This is a genomic window from Gluconacetobacter dulcium (genome assembly GCF_014174165.1).
Lineage (GTDB): Bacteria > Pseudomonadota > Alphaproteobacteria > Acetobacterales > Acetobacteraceae > Gluconacetobacter > Gluconacetobacter dulcium.
This window is the reverse complement of sequence record NZ_JABEQN010000017.1, coordinates 78,775-104,458: the sequence shown is the minus strand read 5'-3', so window position 1 is coordinate 104,458 and position 25,684 is coordinate 78,775. Positions and strand designations below refer to the sequence as shown.

Below are 25,684 nucleotides of genomic sequence, written 5' to 3'. Positions count from 1 at the left end.
GGCCGCTATCCGTGTCTTTCGTCGAGCACCGGCCAGTAGATCGGCGGCTGGAGGAGCGGGCCGGGGCGGGCGAAAAGATAGCCCTGTCCGTAATCGCAGCCCAGTTCGCGCAGGATGGCGGCCTGGGCTTCCGTCTCGATTCCTTCGGCGACGACCTGCTTGTTCAGCGCCTTGCCCAGCGAGATGATCGAGCGGACGATTTCATGCGCGTTGCGGGCCGGCATCGTGAGTTGGTGGATGAAGGAGCGGTCGATCTTGATGATATCGACCGGGAAGCGCAGCAGATGCACCAGGGAGGCGTAGCCCGTGCCGAAATCGTCGAACGCGGTGCGGCTGCCGGCCGTGTGCAGCACCTGCAGGGCCTCGGCGATCTCTTCGGACGCATGGTCCAGGGCGATGCCTTCGGTGACTTCGACGCAGAGCCGGTGGGGCGGGACCCCGGCTTCCTGCAGGCGGTTGAGGATGTGCCGCCCTGCCGCCGCGCCGAGCAGATGCACGCCGGTGAAATTGACCGCGATGTAGGCCAGCCCGTCGCCGATATGGGCCAGTGCGTCCAGGGCGATGGAAATCACCTCGTCCTGCAGGCGCGGGCCGATTGTTTCGTCCGTCAGCAGGATCTGGAAATCCGGTGGCGTCAGCAGGCCGAGTTCGGGGTGGTTCCAGCGCAGCAGGGCCTCGCTGCCGCGTTGCAGGCCCGTCTTGAGATCGACCAGGGGCTGGTAGTACAGCACGAATTCGCCGGCCGCGAGGGCATGGGGCGCGTCGGTCAGCAGGCGCGCGGCCAGGGAGTCGGCGCGGTCGAATGCCAGCGTATAGGGCTGCCGGCGGCCGCCGCCGCGCTGTTTGGCCCAGTACAGCGCCCGGTCGGCCCGGTGCATGGCGGAGACGGCGGAGCCGCTACAGTCGGTCTGCCCCACGCTGAACCAGAGCGACAGCGTACGCCCGGACTGCGACCAGGGCTCGCCCTGGAGGGCATCGAGCCGTTCGAGCAGCGTCTGGGCAAGGGGCCGGGGCACGATGATGCCGAATTCGTCGCCGCCCAGCCGGGCGACGATGGTGTCGTCGGGAACGATCTGGCCGAGACGGGTGGCCATGTGACGCAACAGATTGTCACCCAGTTCCTGCCCGTAGGAATCGTTGACCGACTTGAGATGGTCCACGTCGATCAGCAGCAGGGTGGAGAGTGGCTCGGCCTGTTCGAGAGCCGTCTGGAAAGCGGCGCGATTGCCCAGTTGGGTCAGGTGGTCGGTCATTGCCGCGCGGCGCAGCGTTTCGGCCTCGGTCTGCATGACAGCCATCGCGCGGGCCGCCTGGTCGCGCGCGCGCCCGATATCGCGCAGGCGGTAGGCGACCGTGACCGAGAGGGCGACGGATTCGAAGGCGATGCAGGCGAAGGTTGTCATGTCGATCGCGTCGCTCTGGGGCAGGAGCCCTATATTGCGGGCCAGCCGCAGGGCGAAGACCGAGATGACGGGCAGCCAGCCCAGGAGGAAGAACCAGATGATCCGGCTTTGCCTGCGGATGGCGACCGTAATCGTCGCGGCGATCCACAGCACGTCCAGAATCAGCACGCCATTGAACAGGTGATCGGTCCAGATCGGCGGAAACAGCATGTCGGCCGCCGCGATGAAGCCGGCGGCGGCGGAAAGCACGGTCAGGACATAGCCTGTCCACAGCAGGCGCCGGTGGCGCGCGTCGGCCTCGATAAGCGTGAGCAGGAGCATGGTTCCGGCGGCGATCATCGCGCCCAGGAAACAGTCGCTGAGCCGGACGGCCAGCGGGCCGGTCAGGCGGTCGTCGAAAATGCCGAGAAAATTGGTCCAGGAGAGGCAGTAGCCCAGCGCCAGGACGGTCCACGCGGCATACCAGAGCTGGAAGCGGTCGCGCCGCCCGTCATAGATGGCCAGATTATAGACCATCGCGGAAACCAGGGCGCCGATCATGATCCCGATCAGGATCAGCCACGCTGTGCTCCGCGCCGCTTCGTCATCGGGGGTGCGGGCTTCGATTTTCCGGATGAAGTGGGCGCCGTCGAGATGATGAAAGCCGATCGACAGGCTCGAGATTTCCACGCCGGGCGAATCGAAGGGGAAACGCAGCAGGCCGCCAGGCGCCCAGTCATTGCCGACATGGCCGTCGGAATAGCTGTAATTCTGGATGCTGCCGTCGCCGTTGGTCGCGGCGACTGTGATGCGGTCGAAACGATTTTCGTCGAGGAGCAGGGACCAGCCCGAGGGGAGGTCTTTCAGCACCGACGGGTCGGAGAGACGCAGCCAGACCCAGCCGTCGGTGCGGGGCGGCATGCCGCAGCCCCGGATACTGTAAGCCGAATGGCCGATCTGCTCCACCATGCCCGCCGCGCCGTCCAGGCAGATGGAAGCATGAAGATCCACCGGCGCGGCATGGGCCGACACGCCCAGTGACGAGATCAGCATTGACAGCAGGATCGCCAATGCACCTTTGAACATCAGAAGGTCTTCACCCGCATCATGGCTTCCGCCGTGACGGGCGGGAGGACAGGCTGATTGATTCCCACGAGTACCCTTATATCGATTGTTGAGACGTGGCGTCGTGCGCGGTCTGAAGTGCGGTCAGGGAAGGTTCACAGCAACCATTCTCGTCTTGTCTGGTCTTTCTTACGAGGCAAAGGTAACCAAAGTGGCAACAGCATATGCCCTCGGCGCGCGGTGGTCGAGAGCCGAGTACGCGCCGATCGTCGTGTCGTCGGACCTGTGAGAGCCTGACCGAAAATGCGGTCTGGTGAGCGGGAGTGGCCCGTCAGGGCCGCGTCCGGCGTGTGTTTCCGAGCATCGGAGCGGAGCGGCCTTGATGGCCGTGGGCATCGAAGCGCAGGACACGCGCGGAGGACACGCCACCCGCGCGCATTTTCGGTCAGGCTCTGAGGGCGTGGGGCTGGGTGGCACATGGGGAACATGGCGCACGGCCGGAAACGGGGGGATGTCGGGTCGCACTTTTGTTGAGTCTCCCGTTGCGTTCCGGCATGGCGAGGCTGTCTGTGCCTTGTTTATCTATGCCGTATCGCCTTTGAAACGTAAGCCTTTCTGCATCCCTGTCGGTGATTTACATTCTTTTCACGTTTGATTGGTTATTCTTAACGCTGCCAGGCGATATGCGGGCTTTCCAGAGGGATCGCCATGCCGGCATGGGTGGGGACGACGCGGACGGTGTAATCCGTTACCGGTCGGTCCAGTCTGGTCGTGAGCGCGTAATGGGTCAGGCCGTCGGCGTCGCGGCAGCCGGCGGGGGGGATGATCGTTATGGCGGCCGGGCCGCCATCGACGGGATCGGCGTAGAACTGCACCTGGACCGCATCGGCGGGAACAGGCCCGAGCGCGAGCGCCACGGTGACATGGTATTGCCCGTCGGGCTGCGAGATCGTTACCGAGTCAATATGCATATCGGGCCAGGATGTATCGAGCAGGTCCTGCCATTGCACGATCTCGCGCGCCGCGCGGCCGCCATCGGCCAGCCGGGCGTGGTAGCGGGCCGCCGCCGGCAGGTAAAAACGTTCGGTATAGTCGCGCACCACGCGGTTGGCGGAGAAAAGCGGCGTCAGGCGCGCCATGCTCTCGCGCATCCGCGCCACCCACGACGCGGGAATGCCCTGGGGGTCGCGGGCGTAGAAGGCCGGGGCGATTTCGGTTTCGAGCAGGGTGTACAGCGCTTCGGCCTCGGCGGCGTCCACCGCAGGGTCGTCGCCATGTTCGCGGCCGTCGCCCAGTGCCCAGCCGACTTCCGGCGCGTAGGCCTCGGCCCACCAGCCGTCCAGTTCAGACAGGTTCAGCCCGCCATTGACCAGCACCTTCATGCCGCTGGTGCCGCTGGCCTCCCACGGGCGGCGGGGGGTGTTGATCCAGAGATCGACGCCCTGGACCAGGACCTGGCCCAGCGCCATGTCGTAATCGGCCATGAAGATGACGCGGCCGCGGACATCCGGCCGGAGCGAGAACGCGATCCAGCGCGTGATCAGGGCCTGCCCCGCCATGTCGGCGGGGTGGGCCTTGCCGGCCAGCACCAGTTGCATGGGCCGTTCGTGGTGCGAGAGCAGGCGCGCGAGGCGGTCGGGGTCGTGCAGCAGCAGGTCCGGCCGCTTGTAGGTCGCGAAACGGCGGGCGAAGCCGAGCGTCAGCACGTCGGGGCTCAGGGTCGGGACCGGCAGGTCCGAGGGGCCGCCGTTGCCCGTATAGCCCTGCTGCTGGGCGCAGAGGTCGGTGATCTTGCGGACGAAGCCCGCGCGGGCCTGGCAGCGGGCGGACCACAGCGTGCGGTCGTCGAGCGCGCGGATGCGGTCGGCCACGCCCTCCTGCGTGCCGCGCCAGCGTTCGGGGCCGGCGGCTTCGGTCCAGAGCGTGTCGGCCTCGACCGAATCCCAGCTTGGCGTGTGCACGCCGTTGGTGACGTGGCCGACCGGGACTTCGCATTCCGGCCAGCGGGGAAAAAGCGGCGCGAACAGGCGGCGGCTGACGGTGCCGTGCAGGCGCGAGACGCCGTTGACCGCGCCGCTGGCGCGGATGGCCAGCCATGCCATGTTGAAGGGCTCGCCATGATCGTTCGGATTGGCGCGGCCGAGGGCCAGCAGGCTTTCCATCGGGATGCCGAGCCGGTTGGCGGTGTAGTCCGCGAGGTAGGTGCGGACCAGGTCGGGCGGAAACCGGTCGAAGCCGGCGGGGACGGCGGTGTGGGTGGTGAACAGGGTGCCAGCCCGCGCGATGGTCAGTGCCTCGCGGAAGGGGATGTGCAGCCGGTCCATCAGGCCGCATGCGCGCTCCACCGCCGCGAAGGCGGCGTGGCCTTCGTTGAGGTGGCAGACATCGGGCTGGTAGCCGAGCGTATCGAGCAGGCGCCAGCCGGCGATGCCCAGCGTGAGTTCCTGGCGCAGGCGCAGGTCGGCGTCGCCGCCGTATAGCTGGGTGGTGACGCAGCGTACGCCGGGCGGATTGGCCGGGTCGTTGGTATCCAGCAGGTAGAGCGTCGCGCGGCCGACGGTCGCCTTCCAGGCGCGAATCCACACATGGCCCCTGGCGAAACGGATCGGGATGCGCAGCACGTCGCCTTCCTTCGTCAGCACCGGGCTGATCGGCAGCAGGGACGGGTCGTTGAACGGGTAGAGCGCGTGCTGCTGGCCGTCCGGCGTCAGTTCCTGGCGGAAATAGCCCTGGGCGAACAGCAGGCCGACCGCGACCACCGGCACGCCGAGGTCGCTGGCGGCCTTGAGCTGGTCGCCCGCCACGTTGCCCAGCCCGCCCGAATAGATCGGCAGGGCCTCGCTGAGCATGTATTCCATGCTGAAATAGGCGATGCAGGACAGGGCGGAGGCATCGTGCTGCTGCGCGAACCAGGTGGGGTGGCGCAGCCCCTCGGCCTGGGCGGCCATGGCGTGGCCGACTTCGCGGCGGAAGGCGGGCTTGTTCAGCAGCGCATTGAGGTGGGCGCGCGAGGCGTTGTTGAGCGTCGTCCAGGGGTTCTGGGTGTGTTCCCAGCATTCGGGATTGATCTGGCGCCAGAGCGGATCGGTCGCGTGGTTCCAGCTCCAGCGCAGATCCAGTGCGAAGCCGTGTAATGCGCGTTCTGCCGCGCGCGCGGTCAGCGTGGGATTCTCTGGCGCCATGTCACGTCGTCTCCCTTGTGTATGTTATCGGATTGTCGCGTCTGGCCTCGTGCGCAGCAGGACGCGGATCGACCGGGCCTGGGCGGGCAGGCGCGCCATGTCGCTCACCGGCGTTGCCGTTTCGGCGGTGAGGATGTCGGCGGGTGGGGCGGCGGCGGTATCGACGAGGCTGCGCCATGGGGTGGGGCCGCCACGCGCCACCTCGGGCAGGGCGAAATGCAGCGTGTCGTCCCAGCCGTTGATGAAGACATACAGATCGTCATCCGCCATCGCGGCGCCCCGCAGGAAGAAAGCCAGGCTGCGCGAGACGGGACGCAGGTCCGGTTCGCCGCCGTCGACGCCGTGCCATGAAACGTCGTCGCGCCAGCCGACGCTGCGTGCGATGGAGGGGTGGGCGGCGCGAAAGGCGATGAGCATCCTGACGAAACGCAGGAGCGCGCTTTCGTTTTCCGTCTGGCGCCAGTCGAGCCAGTTGGTTTCGTCATCGCGGTCGTATGGGTTGGGGTCGCCGCCCCGGCTGTGGCCGAATTCGTCGCCGGCCTGGAACATCGGCGTGCCGTTGGCCAGCATCAGCAGGCAGAAGGCGTTGCGCGTCTGGCGGCGGCGGAGCGCCTGCACCGGCTCGGGTGCGCCGTCGATGCCCTGATGGCCGCAATTGGCGGCGATCTGGCCGGGATCGTCGTAGGAAAACAGGTCGCGCAGCGTCAGCCCGTCATGGATGGCGATGTAGTTGATGCTCTGATAGGGGCGGGCGGCGTGGGCGCGGTCGTCGGGGAACAGGTCGGTGCTGCCGTAGAGGCGGGTCATCAGGGCCGGCACGCAGCCGTCATCGCCGCGCAGGAAGCGGCGGATATCGTCGCGGAAGCGGGCGTTCCATTGCCGCCAGGTCCGGCCGGGAAAGGCGCGGCCCAGTTGCATCAGCGAGCCGTCACCGACCCAGGGCTCGGCGATCAGTCGCGTCTGGCGCATGTGGGCGGCGGTGGAGAGTTCGGTGATGATCGGCGGTTCCGCGAGATTGATGTGCCCGGTCTCGTCGACCGAGAACATCGAGGCGAGATCGAAGCGCAGGCCGTCGATGCCCATCTCCTCGATCCAGAACCAGGCGCTGGAGAGAATGAGCTGTCGCACCATGGGCGCTGCCACATCCAGGTCGTTGCCGCAGCCGCTGCGGTTGGTGGGGCGGAACGGAAGGCCGGGTGCGCGCGTATAATAGCTGGGATTGTCGATGCCACGATAGGACCAGACGGGACCGCCGGCATGGTCCTCGCCCGTATGGTTGTAGACGACATCGAGAAAGACTTCGATTTCGGCTTCGTGCAGGGCGGCGACCATCGCGCGGAATTCGCGCCAGGAGGTGGCGACCGTGCCATCGGAGGCGTAGCCCGCGTGGGGCGAGAAGAAATTGAGCGGCATGTAGCCCCAGAACGTCCCGTGGAGCGGATCGCGCTGGAAGATCGGCATCAGTTCCACCGCCGTGACCCCGAGCGCCTTGAGGTAGGGGATGCGGGCCGTCAGCGCGGCGTAGCTGCCGCGTTGTGCCGGGTCCACGCCGGATGAGGGGTCGCGGGTGAAGGCACGGACATGCAGTTCGTAAATGACGAGATCGTGATCGTGGCGTCGGGGGCGCCGGGAGGGCGGGGGCGTGGTGGCCGTGCGTTCCGGCAGGACGCCCAGCGGCGCGCGCCCGGCGGTCGGCCCCGGCTTGCACGCGGCGTCGCGGTCGAAGTCGGGCGGGAAGAAGACGCCGCGTGCGTAAGGGTCGAGCAGCAGTTTTTCGGCGTCGAACAGCAGCCCGTCTTCCGGGCGGTGCGGGCCGGCGACGGAGTAGCCGTAATAACAGGCGTCGCCCACCCGGTCGGCGGGGAGGCGGGCGTGCCACATATCGCCCGTCTTGTTGTGCGGCAGGCAAAAACACACACGCAGGCACGGGGTGAGGAGATCGTCCGCGCGATAGAGCAGCAGGGTGATGGCGGTGGCGTTGCGTGAGAAGAGGCTGAAATTGAACGCCTGTTCCTCGGGCAACCAGAAGGCGCCGGGCGGAAAGGAGGCGCCGTCGGACGCCGTGAAACTGCTGCTGACCGGCAACGTCGCGTTCGGCATGGCCATGCTCGCCACGGGTGGGGGTGTGCGTAGCCTAACGGGATCGTGGCGCGAAGGCGAGAAAATCCCGCTTTGGCTGGAGCGGGGCGAGGACGGGCATTGCGGGTGCCGGCGCTTTTGGGCGGCGGCGCGGTGGAGTATTTTGGTGTGAGATTTTATGTCATGAAATATTGTGTTAATTTATGGAAAAAAATCGATTCTGTTTTTATGTTTGAAAAACATTGAAATTTCCTTATAATTCCTGTTTAATTGATATTGATAACAATCAAGATGGAGGTTGATGTTTTGCGATTGAGCCGTTCCGCGTTGTCCAGTCTGCCCGCTGTCGTCTACAGGCCGCGTTTCGATCCGGCCTTGTTGAAAAGCGGGATTTTGCATCTGGGATGCGGGAGTTTTCATCGCGCGCATCAGGTCGCGGCAACCCAGGCGGCGATCCATCATGCCGGAGACGACGGACTGCGCTGGGGCATCGTGTCGGCGACGATGCGGCGGCCGACGCTGACCGATCAGCTCCGGCAGCAGGATAATTGCTACACATTGCTGACCCGCGAGCCCGATGGCACGGTGGCGTCCGTGATGGCGGCGATCTCGGAAGCCGTGTTCGCCGGGGGCGATCCGGGGGCGTTGATCGGCCGGATTGCCGATCCGCTCATCAGGATCGTGACGCTGACCGTGACGGCCAGTGGCTATCACATCACCGCCGAAGGGCGGCTGGACCCGGAATCCGACGCCATTCGCGAGGATCTGTCGCGCCCGTTCCCCCATACCGCGCCCGGTATCCTCGTGGCGGGGCTCGATCTGGTGCGGCAGCGGGGCGGCGTGCCGCCTGTGGTGCTGAGTTGCGACAACGTGGCCGAGAATGGCGATACGCTGCGGCAGGTGGTGATGGATTATGCCGCGCTGCGCGGCGACGATGCGCTGTCGGCCTGGATCGGCGCGCATGTGGTCTTTCCCAATACGATGGTCGACCGGATCACGCCGCCTTTTCAGGAGGCGGATGTTGAGGATGCACGGCGGCTTCTCGGTGGCGTGGAGGATGCGATCCCGGTTTCGGCGGAACCGTGGTTTCAGTGGATCATCCAGGCTTTCGATGGTGAGCGGCCGGTCTGGGAGGCGCATCCGGGCACGCGCTTCGTGCGCGATGTCGGTGTGTTCGAGCGGGCGAAGTTGCAGATGCTCAATGGCACGCACATGATCCTGGCCTATGCCGGGGGGCTGGCCGACCTGCCGACCGTTGCCGAGGCGGCGACCGATCCGGCGCTGGGGGCGATTGCCACGCATTTCATGCGGCATGAGCAGTCGGCCGGGGTGGCGCTGTCGGAGGAGGATCTGGATTCCTATGCCGCCGGGCTGATGACGCGCTTCTGCAATCCGGGCATCGCGCATGATGTGGAACGGATCGGGCGTAATGGCTCGGCCAAGATGGCCGCGCGGGTGATTGCGCCGATGCGGGAGAATCTGGAAGCCGGTCGGCCGGTGACGGGGGCGGTGCTGCTGATTGCGTGCTGGATCCGATGGTTTGCGCTGCATGAGCAGGAAGCGCTGGAAATCGGCCTGACGGACCCGCGGGCGGATGCGCTGCGGCAGATCTGCGCCGATGCGCGGGATGATCATCGGGCGCAGGCGGAAGCGTTTCTGGCGATGGAGGAGGTGTTCGGGCCGCCTCTGCCGGATCATGACGGGCAGGTGGCGGCTATTGCCGATATGCTGCGGCGGCTGAGCGATGGAGATGTGCGGGCTGTGTTGCGCGAGGTTGCGAAAGCGTGTTCGTAAGGGCAGATGAGTTCATACCCGCCCGGGATATAGCTGGGGTGGAAAGCATGCGGGGGCGGCAGCTTTGGGGGGGAAGCGGAAGGTCGGCTTCGAAAACACAGAATGCATAAGCGGACGTCAGCATCCCCTAAGAGTCCGGTCGAGATCATTTTGAACAATTTCAAAACCTTATAAACGGGACGTACCCCGTCCACCAAGTTTGCAACGAATAAAACTCAATGATTTCAAGGTCCGGTGAAATCTACCATACCTGCAAGTGGTTGAAATTTCATAGAAAGATCTCGGCCAGACACTAAGATACCCTGAAGGGACGAGGGTTCTTACTTCTGTTCCGTACCGACGTATCGTCTCCACAGGCAGAAAGACGTTGCTGCTGCTCACTTCAAAATAACTGCCGATGCACTATCATCTCAAGGGCACAACCTCTGGAGTTCGGTTTGCCCGCGTGACAGGATAGTCCGGTCTTCGGACAAGCTCTGGTTCTGATTAAGAATCTCAGCTTTGCTATTTTTCAGGTGGCCATCCAGGTCAGAGAATGTCTCAGATATATATTCGCCAACCATTTCCATTGCGGCATCCTTGAAGGATGAAAGATACCCATCGGCAGCATCCTGGATCGCTACCATCCTGCGTTCTTTCTCTCTTCTCTGGGCGTAATCTTGTCGGATCGCGCGACCGACGGAGTATAGAGCCGACCCTATTGCAATAGCAGGTCCAACGGCTTTACCAATTTTTTCGGCAGCAACGGCGATCTTCTTCTCGCCCACACCTTTGAACAGAGATTTCAGAATAGTGCTATCTGAGGTCTTCGAAAGGCCTTTTCCAAAGGTTAGAACATTCTCGGCTACCCCAGACATATCCTGGGCACTGATTGTCAGGATCTGTTGGCCAAGACTTCTCGACATTTCGGCTAGCTCTTGAGCTAGAACACTCGGGGTTGCATCATGCTTTATATCCATCTCAATGCGTCCAGACTGAGTGTCTTTCTTCGTGTAACTCTCGGATGGCATATAGTTGTGGTTTAGCTCGCGGAAGACCTCTTCCGTTTCCCGCACCAGAAATGTCAGGATTTTCCCATTCATTTGCTCTGTGACTTCTTCAATCTCAGAGTAGGGATAATCTGGATTGTCAGCTTTCGCACGGCAAAATGCGACAACGCGTTTTTGTTTCTCCAGGACCACCGTATCAATGGTCGAAGTTGCTGAGGTGCGGATCCGCTCCTTGCCCTTGCGAGCGCCTTGCTCCAACTCCTCGACTTTCTGACTCTCGACAGTTCCCGCCTGCTTCTCGAGTGCCGTGCTGGCAGCATCAATGACATCAATGACATCTTTGGCTGCGCTGCGGCACACAGTCGCGAAATCACAGGTTTCAAGGAACGCGTACAAACGGTTTTCAAGCTGTTCCAGTCCACTTCTCCGGATCAGCATGTTCTTACCCTCGATGCGACCTTTTAGTGCTGTCCGGGCATTTATGACGCACACAGGGACGTGCTCGAGAACGTTTTCGATGCCTGCCTTTTCAGCGGCCATCTGCATGTGTTCCCTGGCAATATTAACTACTGTCAGGTAGTCTGTTCCCTCAGGATCCAGCCCGAGCTTGTCATTAATAACGAGCATCACCCGCCGGTTCCTGGCTACAATCTCCATCATTGCTTCCCAGGTAGCGTTTTCTGCTGCGGTTCCGCCTGCGGCAACCACGAAGAGGACAACGTCGCTCTGGTTCAGGGACTCTTCAGTGACTTTTTCATGTTCGATCGGGGCATCGATACCCGGTGTATCGAGGAGTGAGTAGCCTTTCCAGTCATAACCTTTGACCTCTGCCGTTTCCGGCCGATCTGCCATCGAAGCCTTTTCGGCACCCATCAGAGCGTTCAAAAGTGTGCTTTTACCTGCATTGTAGACTCCATAAACCATGATCCGGGGGCGATCGGATTGGGCTTTAAGCTTCAGATTAGCTTCCAGGTCGTCAACCTTTTCAGGGCCGAGCCAGCGGCTGACAATTGGACTGACCTTGTCAAACGCGGTGAGGATGTCGTTGAAATCAAGAATTCCCATTTGCCAGTTCCTCTTCAATGCGCTTGGCACTGTGGTTCACGCTGGCTGCAATGCCGCGGACCTCTTCGTTGAAAAAAGACAGTGACGTCTGGTTTCCTTCCTGGACCCACTGTTCTAACGATGTCTGTAACTGCTTCCGGTTTTCTCTGGCCCAATCTTCGATCACTGCATATGCACTGTTGAACACCTCTCCGATGTTAGGGCCATGGCTGACTTTGACTTCTTTCTCGCCGTCCAGAAGTGAACCAGCCATCTTCCCCACAAAGCCGCCTACCGGGGCAGTGATGAGCGACAGCCACCCCGCTCCTGCGATACCACCAATGGCCGTACCGGCTGCGGCAGCGATATTGCTGCCCAGTTCACTCTTATGCATTCTGGTTTCCGTGATTTCCCGGAAACGAGGAATTCTGTCAGGCTCTTTGAGTTTCGCACGGAAAGCCTGCATCCCCTGATCGCGTCCGAAACGACCCAAGAGGTTCTTGCCGCGCTCCTGGAGCGAAGCAAGGAACGCGGCTCGTAACTCATTCTTCAGAGCCAGGTTCAACTGATCCTTCGAGTTCTTGATCACCAGGCTGTTGGTCACATCGCGAAGCGATTTCTTTATGTCTGTTTCAAAAGCCCCACACTCTACCCGGACCTCAGCTTCCTTCTGTAAAATGGCTTTTTCGAACCTGCTGCTGGCTGCTTCATAGACTTTCAGGTCCTCACTCAACTTGAGAAGGGACGTCCTGAGATCGGCTAGAGCCACCCTGGATCTGTAATCCAGCTTTTGGGTTCTGAATCTCTCTACCAGTGTGGAAAAGAAATCCTCCATTCCGCTGCTGGTCCACCGTTCCTGGACCGGGCAGGCTCCTTCAAAGGCAAAGCGTGCTGAGAGAGAAAGTATGGAGAAATCAGCATCTTTCAGCCCGGCCGCATCAACTGCCTTTTGAACGAGATTTCGTACTCTCTCCTGCTGTTCACCCTGCACCGAGGGAGATTTCATAATCGTCGCCTGAATGAGCTCGCCATCCGAGCCCTCGTCATCTTCAATGATGTCTGAGGCAGTTATGACTATGAGGAGCGGTTTTCCACGCCCGAGCAAACTGACGATTTCTTCGATATCAGATCTGCGTTCTGGGCTGCTCGACGTCAGGGTGTAGATGACCAAATCCGCGGTATCGACGTATTGGGATGCAAGCCTGCCGTTTTCACTGTTGACGGAGTGGATGCCTGGGGTATCAACCCATGTGAAGCCGGGAAAAGAAAAATACTGGATCGAGGACGTGGTCTCACCAACGCCTATCCCAAAGCTTTGTTGCCGGTCCATCTTTTCCGAGGACATGGCCTCGTTGAGCGAGCCACCAGCCTCGTAGAAGAATGCTGGTTTGGGATTTGCTCGCTTCACATCTTCCGCCTGCGGTGTGGGCACACCATAGGCGACGAAGTTGCCGAGCGATGATTTGCCAGCTTTAACCTTGCCGAACACGCAGACCATACGCCCCTGGCCACATTTTCCAGCGAATTCATACCGCTTGCCAAGTGACGCCAGGTCTTCGATCAGTCTGGTTGTAGTGTCCCCGATCGAAGCGCTCCAATGTTGCCTGGCCTCCCGTAGCGGATGGACGGGAGGAAGTTTCGCCCCCTCTTCGTTCACCAGTTCAACGGCTTCATACAACGTAGAACTGATGGCATTCAGAGAGGAGAAGCGCGCCTCCAACCCGTAACCGTTCTCAACCCTGACCATCTTGTCGACGACATCAAGAAAATGGCGCCGGTCTTTCACCAAGACTTTTTGAGAAGTTGCATCCATTTTCCGAGCCAAATTAAATAAGAATTCATCCGACTATAAAAGTTTGTTACAATTAGTTCAAGACCCTTCTATTTTCGGATTGATTGCAACTTCTGGTTGCTGGAAATATGCCATTTTCAGCTAAGGAATGGGCTGGCAAGATTGGTACAGGTTGCCGGGTTTTCTGCTGAAGGACCATGACTCGATGACGCACCGGACTGCGCGCCACTCCTCGACGTGAGCCCAGAGGTTCTTACCAAGGTGCTGATAACGAGAACTATTGCCGACTGTTCGCTTTCCGAAAACCAAATAAAGCTCTACTTATGACCGAAATGAGGCGGAAGCAGCCGTAATTGATAAAAACGAGATGTCGAGGGCGGACGGGGTTTGTTGCCCGCCCTTCGATCTTTTGGAATGTGTGTAGAGATGCGCGCGGGGGCTTTTGGGCGAGCATTTCCATTCAGAGACTGCTTGTAAAGCCAGCCTGTTGAACGAAGAAGTCGTTTAGTTTTGCGCCCGGTATATATGCTTCGCGCTTCGGAATGGGGCGGCCTTTGGGGGCGCCGAAGCGCAGAAAAACGCGCGTCGGACCGCCGCCGAACGGATGATGTTGCAGACAGCTTCCGGGCGTTCAGGCGTGGGCCTGTTCCAGCCAGTGGCGGACATGGTCCAGGTCGTCGACGATGGCCATGGCTTTTTGGCGAACGTCTTCGGTGGGGGCCAGGAGGTCGGGGACCACGATGACGGGGATGCCGGCGGCGTGGGCGGCGCGGGCGCCGTTGTGGGAATCTTCCAGCGCCAGGCAGGCTTCGGGGGCGATGCCGATTTTCTCCGCCGCCGTCAGGTAGGGTTCGGGGTTCGGCTTGCCGCGCGTGACATCGTCGCGCGTGACGATGGCGTCGAAGCGGGTCAGGAGGCCGACCAGTTCCAGGTGGTGGTCGGTGCGGTAGCGGCTGGACGAGGTGGCGATGGCACGGGGGAGGCTGAGCCGGTCGAGCAGGTCCAGCAGCGGGGTGACGCCCTTTTTCAGCACCAGACGGTCGCTGTCGACGTAGCGGCGGAGATGCTCTTCCTGCAACGCGAAGAAGCGTTCGAGCGGGAAATCGGTGCCGTAGGTGTCGTGCACCATCTGGCGGCAGGTGTCGGCCGGCATGCCGATCATGCCGCGGCAGAAGGCCAGCGGCACGTCATATCCGAGGTCGGTCCCCGCTTCGGCCAGCGCGTCCATCGCCAGGGTCTCGCTGTCCAGCAACAGGCCGTCCATGTCGAAAATCACGCCTTTGACGGCCTGGAAGGAGGATGCGGTCAGGTGGTGGGGGAACGGGTATCCCGGCATGCGTTATGCGTCTCTCTGCTGTTTCTTTCGCGCGCATTATCGACCGTTGGTCGGGCCTGGTGCAACCCGGGAAGAGATGTTTCGTAAATGGTATTGATTTAAAAGAGGAATTCAGGGTGTCTGCGTGGCGTGCGGCGATGGTGGATCGGGTTGGGGAGAGCCTTGCCGGCCGGCTTTGCATGGTGGGGCGTGTGCGGCGGCCTGTCGGCAATGCGCGGGCAGGGGGCGCGGGAGGGTGGAGGCTTTTGGCATTCGCGTCTATTATTGCCCGGTCGGGATGATTTTGTGGGCCGATAGTCTGCTGGTAGTCTGCTGGCTTCCTTTTTCCTGCTTGTTTGTCCGACCGGTTCGCCGGTCATTTCTGTTCGAGAGCGATCCTGTCTTGCCCGTGTCCCGGTCCCTGGTTTCTTCTCTGCGTGGTGCAGCCTCTGTCTCCGCGCCGTCCCGGCGGGAGGCGCGGCGGAGCGAGACGCATGCCGCGCTGATCGAAGGGGCGATGCGCCTACTGTCGACCCAGGGGTTCGACGCCACCACGGTTGACGAGATCGCGGCCAGTGCCGGCATTTCGCGGCGGACGCTGTTTCGGTATTTTCCGACCAAGGCCGATATCGTGACCGCGTGGGCGCAGAACATGACCGATGTGCTGACGGCCAGTGTCGAATCCTGCCCGGCGGATTTCAGCCCGCCGGATATCATTCGCACGGCGCTGGAAGCCGTGGTGCCGGAGATGGCGAAGAACCGTGCCGAGGCGTTCGCCTTCGTCTGTCTGATCGAGCGTACGCCGGCGCTGCTGTCGGTCAGCCTGCGGAAATATGCGGGGTGGGAAGATGCGCTGGCGGTCGCGCTGGCCAGCCGGCTGCCGGCTTCGCCCGATCAGGCACTGGCGGCGCGGGTGGCCGCGCGCTCGGGGATCGCGGCCTTTCGCACGGCGCTGGACGAATGGATCAGGCTGCGCGGGCGGCCGGCGCTGGTGCCGATCCTGCGCAGGGTGCTGGTATTGCAGGCGGAGCTTCTGCCCCGCCTGTCGGAAGACCCTGAATGGGTTTCCAGAGGGCGGCCGGCCCTGGGGGGGTCACGGGCACGGCCCGCGTAGCGATCAGTCCAGCCGCACCGACGGCCGCACGAACGCGTCGATCCGGTCGGCCAGGATGGACATCAGGCCACGGAACAGGCCGTACAGTTCCACCTGATGCTGGCGGTAGAGCATCAGATGGCCCAGCCGCGCACTGAGGCCGTGCAGGAAGCCGCCGCCGAAGACGGTGCCGCCCGGAAGCGTGCCCCAGCCATTGTAATTGCCCAGGGCCACGATGGCGCCCTTGTTGCGGAAGACGCAGTTGGGAACCGGGATGCCGTGGCGGAGCAGCGCCGGCAGGTGGCGGGCCAGGTGATGGGCCTGCTGGCGGGCGACCTGCGCCGTGGGCGGCAGGGGGTCAGCGGAGATGAACGAACAATCGCCCATCGCGAAGATATGCTGGTCATCCTGCGATTGCAGGTTGGGGTGGACCAGGATCTGGCCCGAGCGGCTGAGGGAGAGCCCGTCGAAGGCCGACGTGACGTCCGGTGCCTTCACCCCCGCGGCCCAGACGCGCAGGGTGGCGGAAATGCGCGTGCCGTCCTTCAGGCTCAGCCCTTCGGCGTCGGCCCCGGAGACCATGGCCGAGGTGCGGACCGAGACGCCGATGCTCTCAAGCTGGCGCTGCGCCGCTGTGGAGACGGCTTCGGGGAAGGCGGGGAGCACGCGGGGGCCGGCTTCCAGCAGGGTGATCCGCAGTTGCGGCGGGGTCGTGCCGAAGGAATGCAGGGCGACCAGATCCAGCGCCTTGTGCAGTTCGGCGGCGAGCTGGGTGCCGGTGGCGCCGCCGCCGACAATGGCGATGTCGAGCGGTTGGCCGACGGCATAGGCGCGCAGAAGCTCCATGCGGAACTTTTCGTTGAAGCCGTTGGCCTCGACCAGATTGTCGATGAACAGGCAATGTTCGGCCACGCCGGGGGTGCCGAAATCGTTGGCGCGGCTGCCGATGGCCAGGACCAGGGCGGCATATTCGACCGTGCGGCTTTCCAGCACCACTTCACCCTCGGCGGAGCGGAACGGGCCGAGAATGGCGCGCTTGTTCGCGCGGTCCAGCGCCACGATCTCGCCGGGCCAGAATTCGAAATGGCGGTTGCTGGCCTGCGCCATGAAGCTGATGCGGTCGTTCTCGTTCTGCGCCGTGCCCGCCGCGAAGCAGTGCAGCATGGGCTTCCAGACATGCGAGAAGCTCTTGTCGATCAGTGTGATCCGGGCCAGCCCCTGACGGCCCAGCGTGTCGCCCAGCCGGGTGGCCAGGGCCAGTCCCGCGACGCCGCCCCCTACGATGAGAATTTCCGGTTTTGTCGCCATCGCGTCTTCATGGTCCATCTGCAAGGGGTTGCCACGGGTGGGAGGGGCACCGTTGGGAGCGCCCGCCCGGTGATCTGGGCACCAGCCGGACTGGTGGGCTGGTGCGCGAGAGCGGCCGGACAGGCCGCGCCCGGCATGTGTCCGCGCACGCCGGAGCGGAGCGGCCTCGATGGCCGCGTGCCCCGGAGTATAGCGGACGCGCGGCGGATCGCCACCAGCGCGCCCGTCCGGTCTGGTTTTCAGAAGAAGCCGAGCTTCTTCTCGCTGTAGCTGACCAGCAGGTTTTTCGTCTGCTGGTAGTGCTCTAGCACCATCTTGTGTGTTTCACGACCGATTCCGGACTTCTTGTAGCCGCCGAAGGCGGCGTGCGCCGGATAGACGTGATAGCAGTTGATCCACACACGCCCGGCTTCGATGCCGCGCCCCATGCGGTAGCAGGTGTTCGCGTTGCGCGACCAGACGCCCGAACCGAGGCCGAATTCGGTGTCGTTGGCGATGGCCAGGGCCTCTTCCTCGGTGCGGAAGGTCGTGACCGCCAGCACCGGGCCGAAGATCTCTTCCTGGAAGATGCGCATCTTGTTGTTGCCCTTGAAGACGGTGGGCTGGACGTAGAAGCCTTCCTTGAGCACGGTGCCGAGATCGGGCGTGCCGCCGCCGGTAAGCAGTTCGGCGCCCTCGTTCCGGCCGATGTCGATGTAATCGAGGATCTTCTTCTGCTGCATCAGCGAGTTCTGGGCGCCCATCATGGTGGTGGGGTCCAGCGGGTTGCCCTGCTTGATCGCCTTGACGCGGGGCAGCGCGCGCTCGATGAAGCGCTCGTAGATCGATTCGTGCACCAGCGCGCGGCTGGGGCAGGAGCAGATCTGGCCCTGGTTGAGCGCGAACAGGGCGAAGCCTTCGATCGCCTTGTCGAGATAGTCGTCGTCATGGTCCATGACGTCGGCGAAGAAGATGTTCGGCGACTTGCCGCCCAGTTCCAGCGTCGCCGGGATCAGGTTTTCCGCCGCGGCGTGGGCGATCATCTTGCCCGTGGGCGTGGAGCCGGTGAAGGCGATCTTGGCGATGCGGTGGCTGTTGGACAGCGCGGAGCCGACATCGCGGCCCAGGCCGTTGACGATGTTGAGCGTGCCGGGCGGGAACAGGTCGCCGATCAGTTCCATCAGCACCAGGATGCTGGCGGGGGTGGTCTCGGCGGGTTTCATGACCACGCAATTGCCGGCGGCCAGCGCCGGGGCCAGCTTCCACGAGCCCATCAGCAGCGGGAAATTCCACGGGATGATCTGGCCGACCACGCCCAGGGGCTCGTGGAAATGATAGGCGATCGTGGTATCGGTGATTTCGCTCAGCGCGCCTTCCTGCGCGCGGATACAGCCGGCGAAATAGCGGAAATGGTCGATCGCCAGCGGGATGTCGGCGTTCAGGGTCTCGCGGATCGGCTTGCCGTTGTCCCACGTCTCGGCACGGGCGAGCAGGTCGAGATTCTGCTCCATCCGGTCGGCGGCCTTGAGCAGGATCAGCGAGCGGTCGGCGGGCGACGTGTGAGCCCAGCCCTTGAATGCCTTGTGGGCGGCATCCAGCGCCAGTTCGATATCCTCGGCGGTGGATTGCGGGACCTCGCACAGCACGCTTCCATCGACCGGCGTGATGTTGGACATGTAGGTGCCCTTGACCGGGGCAACCCATTCTCCGCCGATATAATTCTCGTAGCGTGCCTTGAAGGGGGGCTGTTCGTTGACAGACATGCGGACACTCCTTGGACTGCGACGGCCCGATCCGACAGGTGGCCGGAAAGGGAGCCGGACATCAAACAGGACCGGGCTGGTCCAGTTGTTGTATACCGCGTTATATAGACGGGGGGGCGTCCGGCAATCGGGGTGGAGGTCACATCCGCGTGAAAAATGGCACTGAGTGCCATAAAGCGGCTTTAAAAAATCTTATGTAAAAATTGACTTGTTTTGAAAAGAGCAGCCCGGCCGGCACGAGTCCTGCATCAGGTGCCGCCCAGTGCGCCGGTGCCGAAGGCGAGGCCGGCGGCGGCGATCAGGGTGGCGTAATAGGCGTCCGACCGGCTGATCTCGGCATCCAGCAGGCCGTTCTGGGCCAGTTGGGCCTGGGTGATCGAGCCGGTGCCGCTGCGATAGGCGGTCAGGGCGGCGTCGAAGCTGGTCTGGGAGGCCGTGCGCAGGCTGGTGGCGGCGGCGTAGGCGTGCAGGCCGGTGCGGACGGCGTTTTCCGCCGCCACGATCTGCTGGATGGAGTCGTTGACCGTCTGGCGCAGGGTGACTTCCGCGCTGTCCGACTGGTCCTGCGCCTGTTTGACCACCGCGGCGCGCAGGCCGCCGTCGAAGATCGGCACGCTGATGCCGCCGAGAACCAGGCTGCTGAAGCGGTTGGCGGAAAGATTGAGGGTGGGAGCGGAATCGCTGCCGATTCCGGGCACCGACGTGAGGTTCATCCGCCCGGTGGCGTAGGAGACGTTGCCGGTCATGAAGATGCTGGGCAGGAACGCATCGCGTGCCGCGCTGACGCGGCTGTGCGCCGCCCGCGCCGCCGCGTAGGCGGCGAGTACGTCGGGGCGCCGCGCCACCGCGCGCTTGACCATGTCCTCGCTCAGCCGGGCGTCGTCCTGGGTCAGGGGGCGGCCGGAGACGTCTTCCAGGCCGATCCTCGTGTCGGCGGAGACGCCGGTTGCGGTCAGCAGGGCGAGGTAGGTGTTTTCGTCCTCGCCTTCGGCCTGGACCAGGCGGAGGGCGACCTGGGCGGTGGCCTGCCGGGCCTGCGTCACGTCGAGGATCGTGCCCTGGCCCTGGTGCAGGCGGGCCTCGGCGGCCTGCTGGACATGCTGGGCGTTGTCCAGGGCGGTGTGCAGCAGCCGGACGCGGGCGGTGGCGGCGGCGTGGGTGTAGAAGGCGGTGGTGACGGCGTAGATCACCTTCTGATGCGCCGCCGTGAACAGCACATTGGTGGCGATCTGGGCTTGTCGCGCGGCGGCAATGGTGGCTTCGCGCCGGCCGAAATCGAACAGCAGCCATTCCAGGCCCAGCGTCTGGACCTCGCCCGCGCCGGAATTGCTGGTGCCGGGACCGTTGGCAAGGGGCAGGGTGCCGTAGCCGTTGATGGCCAGCGACGCATCGGAGGTCTGGCCATGGCTGTGGGACCAGCCGCCGACCACCGTGGCCGTCAGGTGCGGCAGGTAGGTGCTGCGGGCGATACCGACCGCCAGGGCGGCGTCGCGCGCCGTGTTCCAGGCGCGGCGGGTCTGGGGATTGGCGGATTGCGCGATGTCGATCAGGTCGGCCAGCGTGTAGGGCTGGGCCGTTCGTGCCGGCAGAGCGGGCGATGCGCCGCGTGTGACGACCTCCGGGTCGGCGGGGAGGCTGTAGCCGGGCGGCAGCGTCAGGCCGCGCTTTCCGTGACCGGGGGGGACGATCGCGCCTTCCGTCGTGACATCGGGCGTCCAGGGGCGGTCGGGGCGCGGTGGGGCGGTGGCCAGTTCGGAGGTGGCGCAGCCGGCGAGCAGCAGCAGGGTGGCGGTGGCGGTGGCGGTGGCGGTGACGGTGACGGTCTGGCGGTGGCGGGTCATGAGGCGCGGGCTTCTACTGCGGCGATGCGTGTGGCGGTTTCGGTATGAGGGTCGGTCAGCATGTCGGCGCCGAGGCGGGCGGCGTCGGCGAAGCCGGTCTGGAACGATATGATCCGGTCCATTTCCGCGCGCATGTGGATCGGTTCGGCCAGGGCGTATTCCACCTGCCGTTCGCCCTGCGAGACGGCGGATTGCAGGGCCGCCACGCAGGCGGCCTGTTCCTGCCGCGTCGTGGCCGCGTGCTGGCGGCGCAGCAGGGCCGCGACCGCGTTCAGCCGCCGGGCGATGCCGTCATAGGCGCTGGTGGGCCAGGAGCTGGTGAACATGGCGTAGGTGATGGCGTTGCCCACCATGATGCCGACGATCCGGTCGCGGGCGGTGGTCATGTCGCTGGTCGGGCCGTAGCCCTTGAGGTCGGTCAGGTAGAAGGCCAGGCCGATCTGGAAGCCGGCATAGGCGATCCGCTCGTCGCCCGTCTTGACCCAGGCGGCCAGCAGCGAGACCGCGAAGACCAGGATCAGGAAACCGGTGATGTCCTGAAGATGGGGCTGGACGAAGATGATGGCGGCGATGCCGATGGCGCCGCCGATCAGGGCGCCGCTGATGCGGAGTGTCAGCTTGGCGATCATCTCGCCCATCGTCGGCTGGGCGACGATGAAGCAGGTGATGATGCAGGTGTGGATGCCCGGCCAGTCGACGATCCGGAACAGCAGGTAGCTGCTCATGACGGCGGCGGTGCCTTTCACCGCGAAGCGGACATGGGTGGGGTTGGTGAACGCATCGGGGGTGAAGAAGCCGCTTTTCTTTTCCGCGGGTGTGTCCGGCTGTTTCGGCGGCGGGGCGGGCGTGGTGAAGACGGCCAGCAGCGCGGCCATGGTGGCGCAGGCCGGCCGGTCGGCGGGCGTGGCGGGTGCGACGATGGCGGTGGGGTAGTCGCCCTCGGCAAAGATGGCGGCCATGTGCTCCAGCGTGTCGATCAGGGCCTGTGGGGGCGGGGCGTCGGGGGCGCGTGTGGCTTCGGCCTCCGCCAGGGCCAGCACGGCGACGGCGGAGTCCGCGGCCTGATGCAGGCAGGCGAGGTCGGCCGGGCGCCAGAGCCGTTCCAGGCCGGCCATGCGCAGGGATTTCGCCATGCCCGTGGCGCCTTCGCGCAGCAGGTCGGTGGCATGGGCGCGGGCTTCGGCGTCGGTGCCGCGCAGCAGGGCCGCGCTGACGCGCAGGCGGGCGGCGATGTCGTCGGTCAGGACCCGGCGCGGCGAGGGGCAGATCAGCAGGCCCAGCACCACCATCACCGCGCCGGGCACCGCCAGGAACAGGTCGGTATAGAGCAGAGCGCGGGTGACGACTTCGCCGACCGGCACCTGGTCGATGGCCACCAGCCCGTAGACCACGATCAGCCCCAGCATATAGGCCATCGGCTTCAGCTTGCTGGCCGAGCCGAGGAAGAAGAAGCCGAGCGACAGCAGGGTGATGGCGGCGACCAGCGCCAGCGGGTGATCCAGCGTCAGGCCGATCAGCCCGTAGATCAGCAGCAGCAGGATCAGGATCAGAATATTGACCGCGATGCCGGCGACCGCGTTGGTGACACGGTCTTTCTGCCACAGCGCCATCGTGACCAGCGCCGGCACCGCGAGATCCGGCACCTGCCAGATTTCGCCGACCAGCACCGTCGCCGTGCAGCCGGCCGCCATGCGCAGCGCGTAGCCCAGCCGGCCCGGCGTAGGGTCGCGCACCAGGCGCCAGAGACGTGCCGGAGTCAGGGGGGCGTCGGTCATGTCAGGGACAGGCGGCGCCATGGCGGATTTCGACCGTGGCCGTGGCGCCCATGCGCAGCAGGGTGGGGGTGGCGCCTTGCAGGCGGACCCGCACCGGAAAGCGCTGGGCGACATGCACCCAGTCCATCTCTCTGGGCACCAGCGGCAGCGACCGCGCCAGGCCGGCGGAGTCCGCCGAGAGCACGCCCCAGCCGATGCTCTCCACCCGGCCCTGGATCGGGGTGCGGCGGTCGATCATCGAATAGACCGTGGCGCAATCGCCGGGGTGGACCATGGGCAGGGTGAGTTCGCGCAGGTTGGCCACCGCGTACCAGGCGTCGTCGGCGATCAGGGTGAACAGCACCTGCGAGGGGGCCAGGACTTCGCCGGCCTTGACCCGCAGGCTGGTGACGTAACCATCGGCCGGGGCGGTGACCGTCGTCTGGCGCAGTTCGTAGCGGGCGCGGTCCAGTGCCGCCTGGCTGGCGGCCTGGGCGGCCGTGGCGCTGGCGAGGTCGCCGATCGCGACGTTGGCCGCCGCCGATTGCTGGCGGGCCTGGGACAGCGAGATTTCGGCATCGTTCCGCGCCACTTTGGCCTGGTCGTATTGTTGCAGCGGGACGTAGGCGTGGCTTGCCAATGGCGCCAGGCGCGTGACTGTCCGGTCGGTCAGGTCGCGGTTGGTCTGGGCGCGCGTCACCTGATCGCGGGCGGTGGCGGCCTGGGCGGTGCGGACGGCCAGCAGGCGGCGCTGGTTCACCAGTTCCGCCGTGGCCAGCGCCAGGTTGGCTTCGGCCTGGCGCACCGTCAGCGCGTAGGGTTCGGGGTCGAGGCGGTAGAGCAGATCGCCCTTGTGGACATGCTGGTTCTCGTGCACCGGCAGGTCGATCAGCCGGCCGCCGACGACGGAGGCGACATGCACCAGTTCGGCGTCGATGGCGGCGCTGTCGGTGGACGGATAGGAATCGTCCTGATGGGCGACATGCAGGCCCGCGAGCGTGGCGGCTCCGATGCAGGCCACGGCGATGAGGATGCCGATGCGGCTTTTGCCGCCCATGCGTACCCGCTCCATGCTCATGGCCCGAACGCCAGCGCCCACAGGGCGAGGGCGGCCAGGGTGCCCAGGGCGACATAGGTGAACAGCCGGAAACTGAGCAGGGCGTCGATGCCGGTCAGCAGGAAGACCACGCGCAGTCCGACGGCCACCGCCACGCCCGTGAGCGCGCACAGCATCCAGGCCGGGAAATAGGCGCCGACGATCGGGAAGGAGGGCGCGCCGTGCAGCGCGCAGCCGTTCAGGGCGAGGAGGGGGAGCAGGTTTGTTCTTTTTGGGGATAAAAAGAAGCAAAAAGACTTTTGTCTCATTGGGCTCCGCATGGGCTGGCAGGATTCCATCTCTCTCCCTTTAGAAGGTTTTGCCGGTTCTTTTTTCAAAAAAACGGAAAAAAACGATCAACTGCGTAAAAGCGGCGCCATCAGGCCGGCCAGCCAGTCGGCGAACACCCGCACCCGGCGGGCGGCGTGGCGGCGATGGGGGTGCAGCAATGTGAGCGGCATGGGCTCGGCGCGCCAGTCCGGCAGCAGGTCGACCAGCGCGCCGGAGCGCAGATGGTCCTGCACGTCGAAGGCCGGGACCTGGATCATGCCCAGCCCGGCGAGGCAGCAGGCGATCAGGGCTTCGGCGCTGTTGACGGTGACGCGGCCGGGCAGGGTGAGGGTGCGCAACGTGCCGTCCTGAATCCATTCCCAGGGTTCCACCCGTCCGCTGGCGGGCGAGGCGTAGCGCACCGCCTGGTGGGCCGGCAGGTCGTCGGGGTGGCGGGGGATGCCGTGCCGGGCCAGATAGGCCGGGCTGGCGAGGTTGAGCAGGCGGAATTCGCCCATGCGGCGGGCGATCAGGGCGGAATCATGGATCGGGCCGACGCGAAGCGCGCAGTCGGTGCCGTCTTCGATCAGGTTCACGGCGCGGTCGGTTACGCCCAGTTCGATGGTGATGTCGGGGTAATGGGCGAGGAAGTCGGGCAGGGCGGGGGCGACGACCAGCCGGCCGATGCGGCCGGGCATGTCCACCCGCAGCGCGCCGCGCGGCCCGGCGGGATCGCGGCGGAACTGGCTTTCCGCTTCCTCGATGTCCGCGACCAGACGGACGCATTGTTCGTAGAAGGCCGCGCCGTCGGGCGTGGGGGCGACGCGGCGGGTGGTGCGGGCTAGCAGGCGGGTGCCCAGCCGGGCCTCGAGGTCCTGGATCGCGGTCGAGACCGTCGAGCGCGGCAGGTCCAGCGTGGCGGCTGCGCGGGTGAAACTGGCGCTTTCCACCACGCGGGCAAAGATGCGGAACAGGTCGATGCGGTCCATCGCTTCCCTCCAAACTTTCGCGACATGGGAGTGCTTGTTCGGATTCTACGACATGTGTTGTTCGGAAACGCAAATTTATCCGCGTTTTTGGAATGATATCGTGGGCCGCATGATCTCCCGCATCCGGCGGGGGAGGGACGGGAAGGAGCCATCGAGATGGCCGATCACAGCATTAGCGGAAAGACGGTCCTGATTGCCGGCGGGGCGAAGAATCTGGGTGGGCTGATCGCGCGCGACCTGGCGGCGGCCGGCGCGAAGGCGATTGCGATCCATTACAACAGCGATTCCTCGCGGCCTGACGCCGAGCGGACGCTGGCCGATATTCGCGCGGCGGGGGCCGAGGCGGTGGCTTTTCAGGCCGACCTGACCACGGCCGGGGCCTGTGCCGGGCTGTTCGCCGATACGGTGGGGGCGATCGGTCGGCCGGATATCGCGATCAATACCGTGGGCAAAGTGCTGAAGAAGCCGATCGTCGAGACCACCGAGGCCGAATTCGACGCGATGGCGGCGATCAATTCCAAGGCGGCCTATTTCTTCATCAAGGAAGCGGGGCTGTATCTGAAGGACAACGGCAAGCTGGTGACGCTGGTGACGTCGCTGCTGGGGGCCTATACGCCGTTCTATTCGACCTATGCCGGGGCCAAGGCGCCGGTGGAGCATTATACCCGCGCGGCGTCGAAGGAGTTCGGCGCGCGGGGGATTTCGGTCAACGCGGTCGGGCCGGGGCCGATGGATACGCCGTTTTTCTATGGGCAGGAGGCGCCGGAGGCCGTGGCCTATCACAAGCAGGCGGCGGCGCTTTCGGCCTTCAGCCCCACGGGCCTGACTGAGATCGAGGACGTGGCGCCGTTCATCCGTTTCCTGGTTTCTGACGGCTGGTGGATCACCGGCCAGACCATCCTGATCAATGGCGGCTACACGACCAAGTAATCGGGCCGGTCGGCAGGTC

The 25,684-nt window shown here is 64.5% G+C and carries 16 protein-coding genes; 3 read left to right on the top strand and 13 right to left on the bottom strand.

Annotation, left to right across the window (positions count from 1 at the left end; all coding sequences use genetic code 11):
• Positions 1-5: 5 nt before the first annotated feature.
• The 3 genes from HLH25_RS14000 to HLH25_RS13990 form a co-directional block, all read right to left on the bottom strand.
• Entirely contained in the window at positions 6-2,468 is a 2,463-nt protein-coding gene (locus HLH25_RS14000; RefSeq protein ID WP_182974643.1) for a putative bifunctional diguanylate cyclase/phosphodiesterase, read from the bottom strand.
• Between the two features lie 644 nt (positions 2,469-3,112).
• The gene (gene glgP / locus HLH25_RS13995; protein WP_182974642.1) at positions 3,113-5,629 is read right to left on the bottom strand and encodes an alpha-glucan family phosphorylase; all 2,517 of its coding nucleotides are present in this window, start codon (positions 5,627-5,629) and stop codon (positions 3,113-3,115) included.
• A gap of 24 nt (positions 5,630-5,653) precedes the next feature.
• Complete coding sequence (locus HLH25_RS13990; protein WP_182974641.1) at positions 5,654-7,729, bottom strand: glycogen debranching protein; 2,076 nt, start codon at positions 7,727-7,729, stop codon at positions 5,654-5,656.
• Between the two features lie 306 nt (positions 7,730-8,035).
• Between HLH25_RS13990 and HLH25_RS13985 the strand changes: the two genes are divergently transcribed.
• Entirely contained in the window at positions 8,036-9,502 is a 1,467-nt protein-coding gene (locus HLH25_RS13985) for a mannitol dehydrogenase family protein (protein WP_246402344.1), read from the top strand.
• 410 nt (positions 9,503-9,912) lie between these two features.
• Here the strand turns inward: HLH25_RS13985 and HLH25_RS13980 are convergent, their stop codons facing one another.
• The 3 genes from HLH25_RS13980 to HLH25_RS13970 form a co-directional block, all read right to left on the bottom strand.
• Positions 9,913-11,556 carry a GTPase gene (locus tag HLH25_RS13980; protein ID WP_182974640.1) on the bottom strand — a complete coding sequence of 548 codons (1,644 nt, stop codon included), beginning with the start codon at positions 11,554-11,556 and terminating at the stop codon, positions 9,913-9,915.
• Complete coding sequence (locus HLH25_RS13975) at positions 11,543-13,348, bottom strand: P-loop NTPase family protein (protein WP_182974639.1); 1,806 nt, start codon at positions 13,346-13,348, stop codon at positions 11,543-11,545. Before HLH25_RS13975 ends, HLH25_RS13980 begins: the two co-directional genes overlap by 14 nt.
• A 610-nt stretch (positions 13,349-13,958) precedes the next feature.
• On the bottom strand, positions 13,959-14,663 hold the full coding sequence (locus HLH25_RS13970) for an HAD family hydrolase (RefSeq protein WP_246402341.1): 705 nt from the start codon (positions 14,661-14,663) through the stop codon (positions 13,959-13,961).
• A 388-nt stretch (positions 14,664-15,051) separates the two neighbouring features.
• Between HLH25_RS13970 and HLH25_RS13965 the strand changes: the two genes are divergently transcribed.
• On the top strand, positions 15,052-15,756 hold the full coding sequence (locus HLH25_RS13965; RefSeq protein ID WP_310889113.1) for a TetR family transcriptional regulator: 705 nt from the start codon (positions 15,052-15,054) through the stop codon (positions 15,754-15,756).
• A gap of 3 nt (positions 15,757-15,759) precedes the next feature.
• On the opposite strand, the gene HLH25_RS13960 is transcribed toward HLH25_RS13965, so the two are convergent.
• The 7 genes from HLH25_RS13960 to HLH25_RS13930 form a co-directional block, all read right to left on the bottom strand.
• Complete coding sequence (locus tag HLH25_RS13960) at positions 15,760-17,043, bottom strand: NAD(P)/FAD-dependent oxidoreductase (RefSeq protein ID WP_182974638.1); 1,284 nt, start codon at positions 17,041-17,043, stop codon at positions 15,760-15,762.
• 239 nt (positions 17,044-17,282) lie between these two features.
• Positions 17,283-18,785, bottom strand: a complete 1,503-nt coding sequence (gene exaC, locus HLH25_RS13955) for an acetaldehyde dehydrogenase ExaC (protein WP_182974637.1) — start codon at positions 18,783-18,785, stop codon at positions 17,283-17,285.
• Between the two features lie 248 nt (positions 18,786-19,033).
• Positions 19,034-20,626: a TolC family protein gene (locus HLH25_RS13950; RefSeq protein ID WP_182974636.1), complete on the bottom strand. Its 1,593-nt coding sequence runs from the start codon at positions 20,624-20,626 to the stop codon at positions 19,034-19,036.
• Positions 20,623-22,422: an FUSC family protein gene (locus HLH25_RS13945; protein WP_182974635.1), complete on the bottom strand. Its 1,800-nt coding sequence runs from the start codon at positions 22,420-22,422 to the stop codon at positions 20,623-20,625. Before HLH25_RS13945 ends, HLH25_RS13950 begins: the two co-directional genes overlap by 4 nt.
• Complete coding sequence (gene mdtN / locus HLH25_RS13940) at positions 22,403-23,452, bottom strand: multidrug transporter subunit MdtN (protein ID WP_182974656.1); 1,050 nt, start codon at positions 23,450-23,452, stop codon at positions 22,403-22,405. Before mdtN ends, HLH25_RS13945 begins: the two co-directional genes overlap by 20 nt.
• 2 nt (positions 23,453-23,454) lie before the next feature.
• Positions 23,455-23,745: a YtcA family lipoprotein gene (locus HLH25_RS13935; protein WP_182974634.1), complete on the bottom strand. Its 291-nt coding sequence runs from the start codon at positions 23,743-23,745 to the stop codon at positions 23,455-23,457.
• Between the two features lie 87 nt (positions 23,746-23,832).
• Positions 23,833-24,735 (bottom strand): LysR family transcriptional regulator, encoded by a 903-nt coding sequence (locus HLH25_RS13930; RefSeq protein WP_182974633.1) that lies wholly within the window; start codon positions 24,733-24,735, stop codon positions 23,833-23,835.
• A gap of 156 nt (positions 24,736-24,891) precedes the next feature.
• Between HLH25_RS13930 and HLH25_RS13925 the strand changes: the two genes are divergently transcribed.
• Positions 24,892-25,665, top strand: coding sequence for an SDR family oxidoreductase (locus tag HLH25_RS13925; protein ID WP_114728638.1), 774 nt, complete (start codon positions 24,892-24,894; stop codon positions 25,663-25,665).
• The last annotated feature ends 19 nt before the right edge of the window (positions 25,666-25,684 follow it).

Bases quoted from the DNA above. Each gene is read 5' to 3' on its own strand.
- HLH25_RS13980 (WP_182974640.1), bottom strand. From the start codon at position 11,556: ATGGGAATTCTTGATTTCAACGACATCCTCACCGCGTTTGACAAGGTC.
- HLH25_RS13950 (WP_182974636.1), bottom strand. From the start codon at position 20,626: ATGACCCGCCACCGCCAGACCGTCACCGTCACCGCCACCGCCACCGCC.
- HLH25_RS13990 (WP_182974641.1), bottom strand. From the start codon at position 7,729: ATGCCGAACGCGACGTTGCCGGTCAGCAGCAGTTTCACGGCGTCCGAC.
- HLH25_RS13925 (WP_114728638.1), top strand. From the start codon at position 24,892: ATGGCCGATCACAGCATTAGCGGAAAGACGGTCCTGATTGCCGGCGGG.
- HLH25_RS13945 (WP_182974635.1), bottom strand. From the start codon at position 22,422: ATGGCGCCGCCTGTCCCTGACATGACCGACGCCCCCCTGACTCCGGCA.
- HLH25_RS13975 (WP_182974639.1), bottom strand. From the start codon at position 13,348: ATGGATGCAACTTCTCAAAAAGTCTTGGTGAAAGACCGGCGCCATTTT.
- HLH25_RS13930 (WP_182974633.1), bottom strand. From the start codon at position 24,735: ATGGACCGCATCGACCTGTTCCGCATCTTTGCCCGCGTGGTGGAAAGC.
- mdtN (WP_182974656.1), bottom strand. From the start codon at position 23,452: ATGGAGCGGGTACGCATGGGCGGCAAAAGCCGCATCGGCATCCTCATC.
- exaC (WP_182974637.1), bottom strand. From the start codon at position 18,785: ATGTCTGTCAACGAACAGCCCCCCTTCAAGGCACGCTACGAGAATTAT.
- HLH25_RS13935 (WP_182974634.1), bottom strand. From the start codon at position 23,745: ATGAGACAAAAGTCTTTTTGCTTCTTTTTATCCCCAAAAAGAACAAAC.
- HLH25_RS13960 (WP_182974638.1), bottom strand. From the start codon at position 17,043: ATGGCGACAAAACCGGAAATTCTCATCGTAGGGGGCGGCGTCGCGGGA.
- HLH25_RS13970 (WP_246402341.1), bottom strand. From the start codon at position 14,663: ATGCCGGGATACCCGTTCCCCCACCACCTGACCGCATCCTCCTTCCAG.
- glgP (WP_182974642.1), bottom strand. From the start codon at position 5,629: ATGGCGCCAGAGAATCCCACGCTGACCGCGCGCGCGGCAGAACGCGCA.
- HLH25_RS14000 (WP_182974643.1), bottom strand. From the start codon at position 2,468: ATGTTCAAAGGTGCATTGGCGATCCTGCTGTCAATGCTGATCTCGTCA.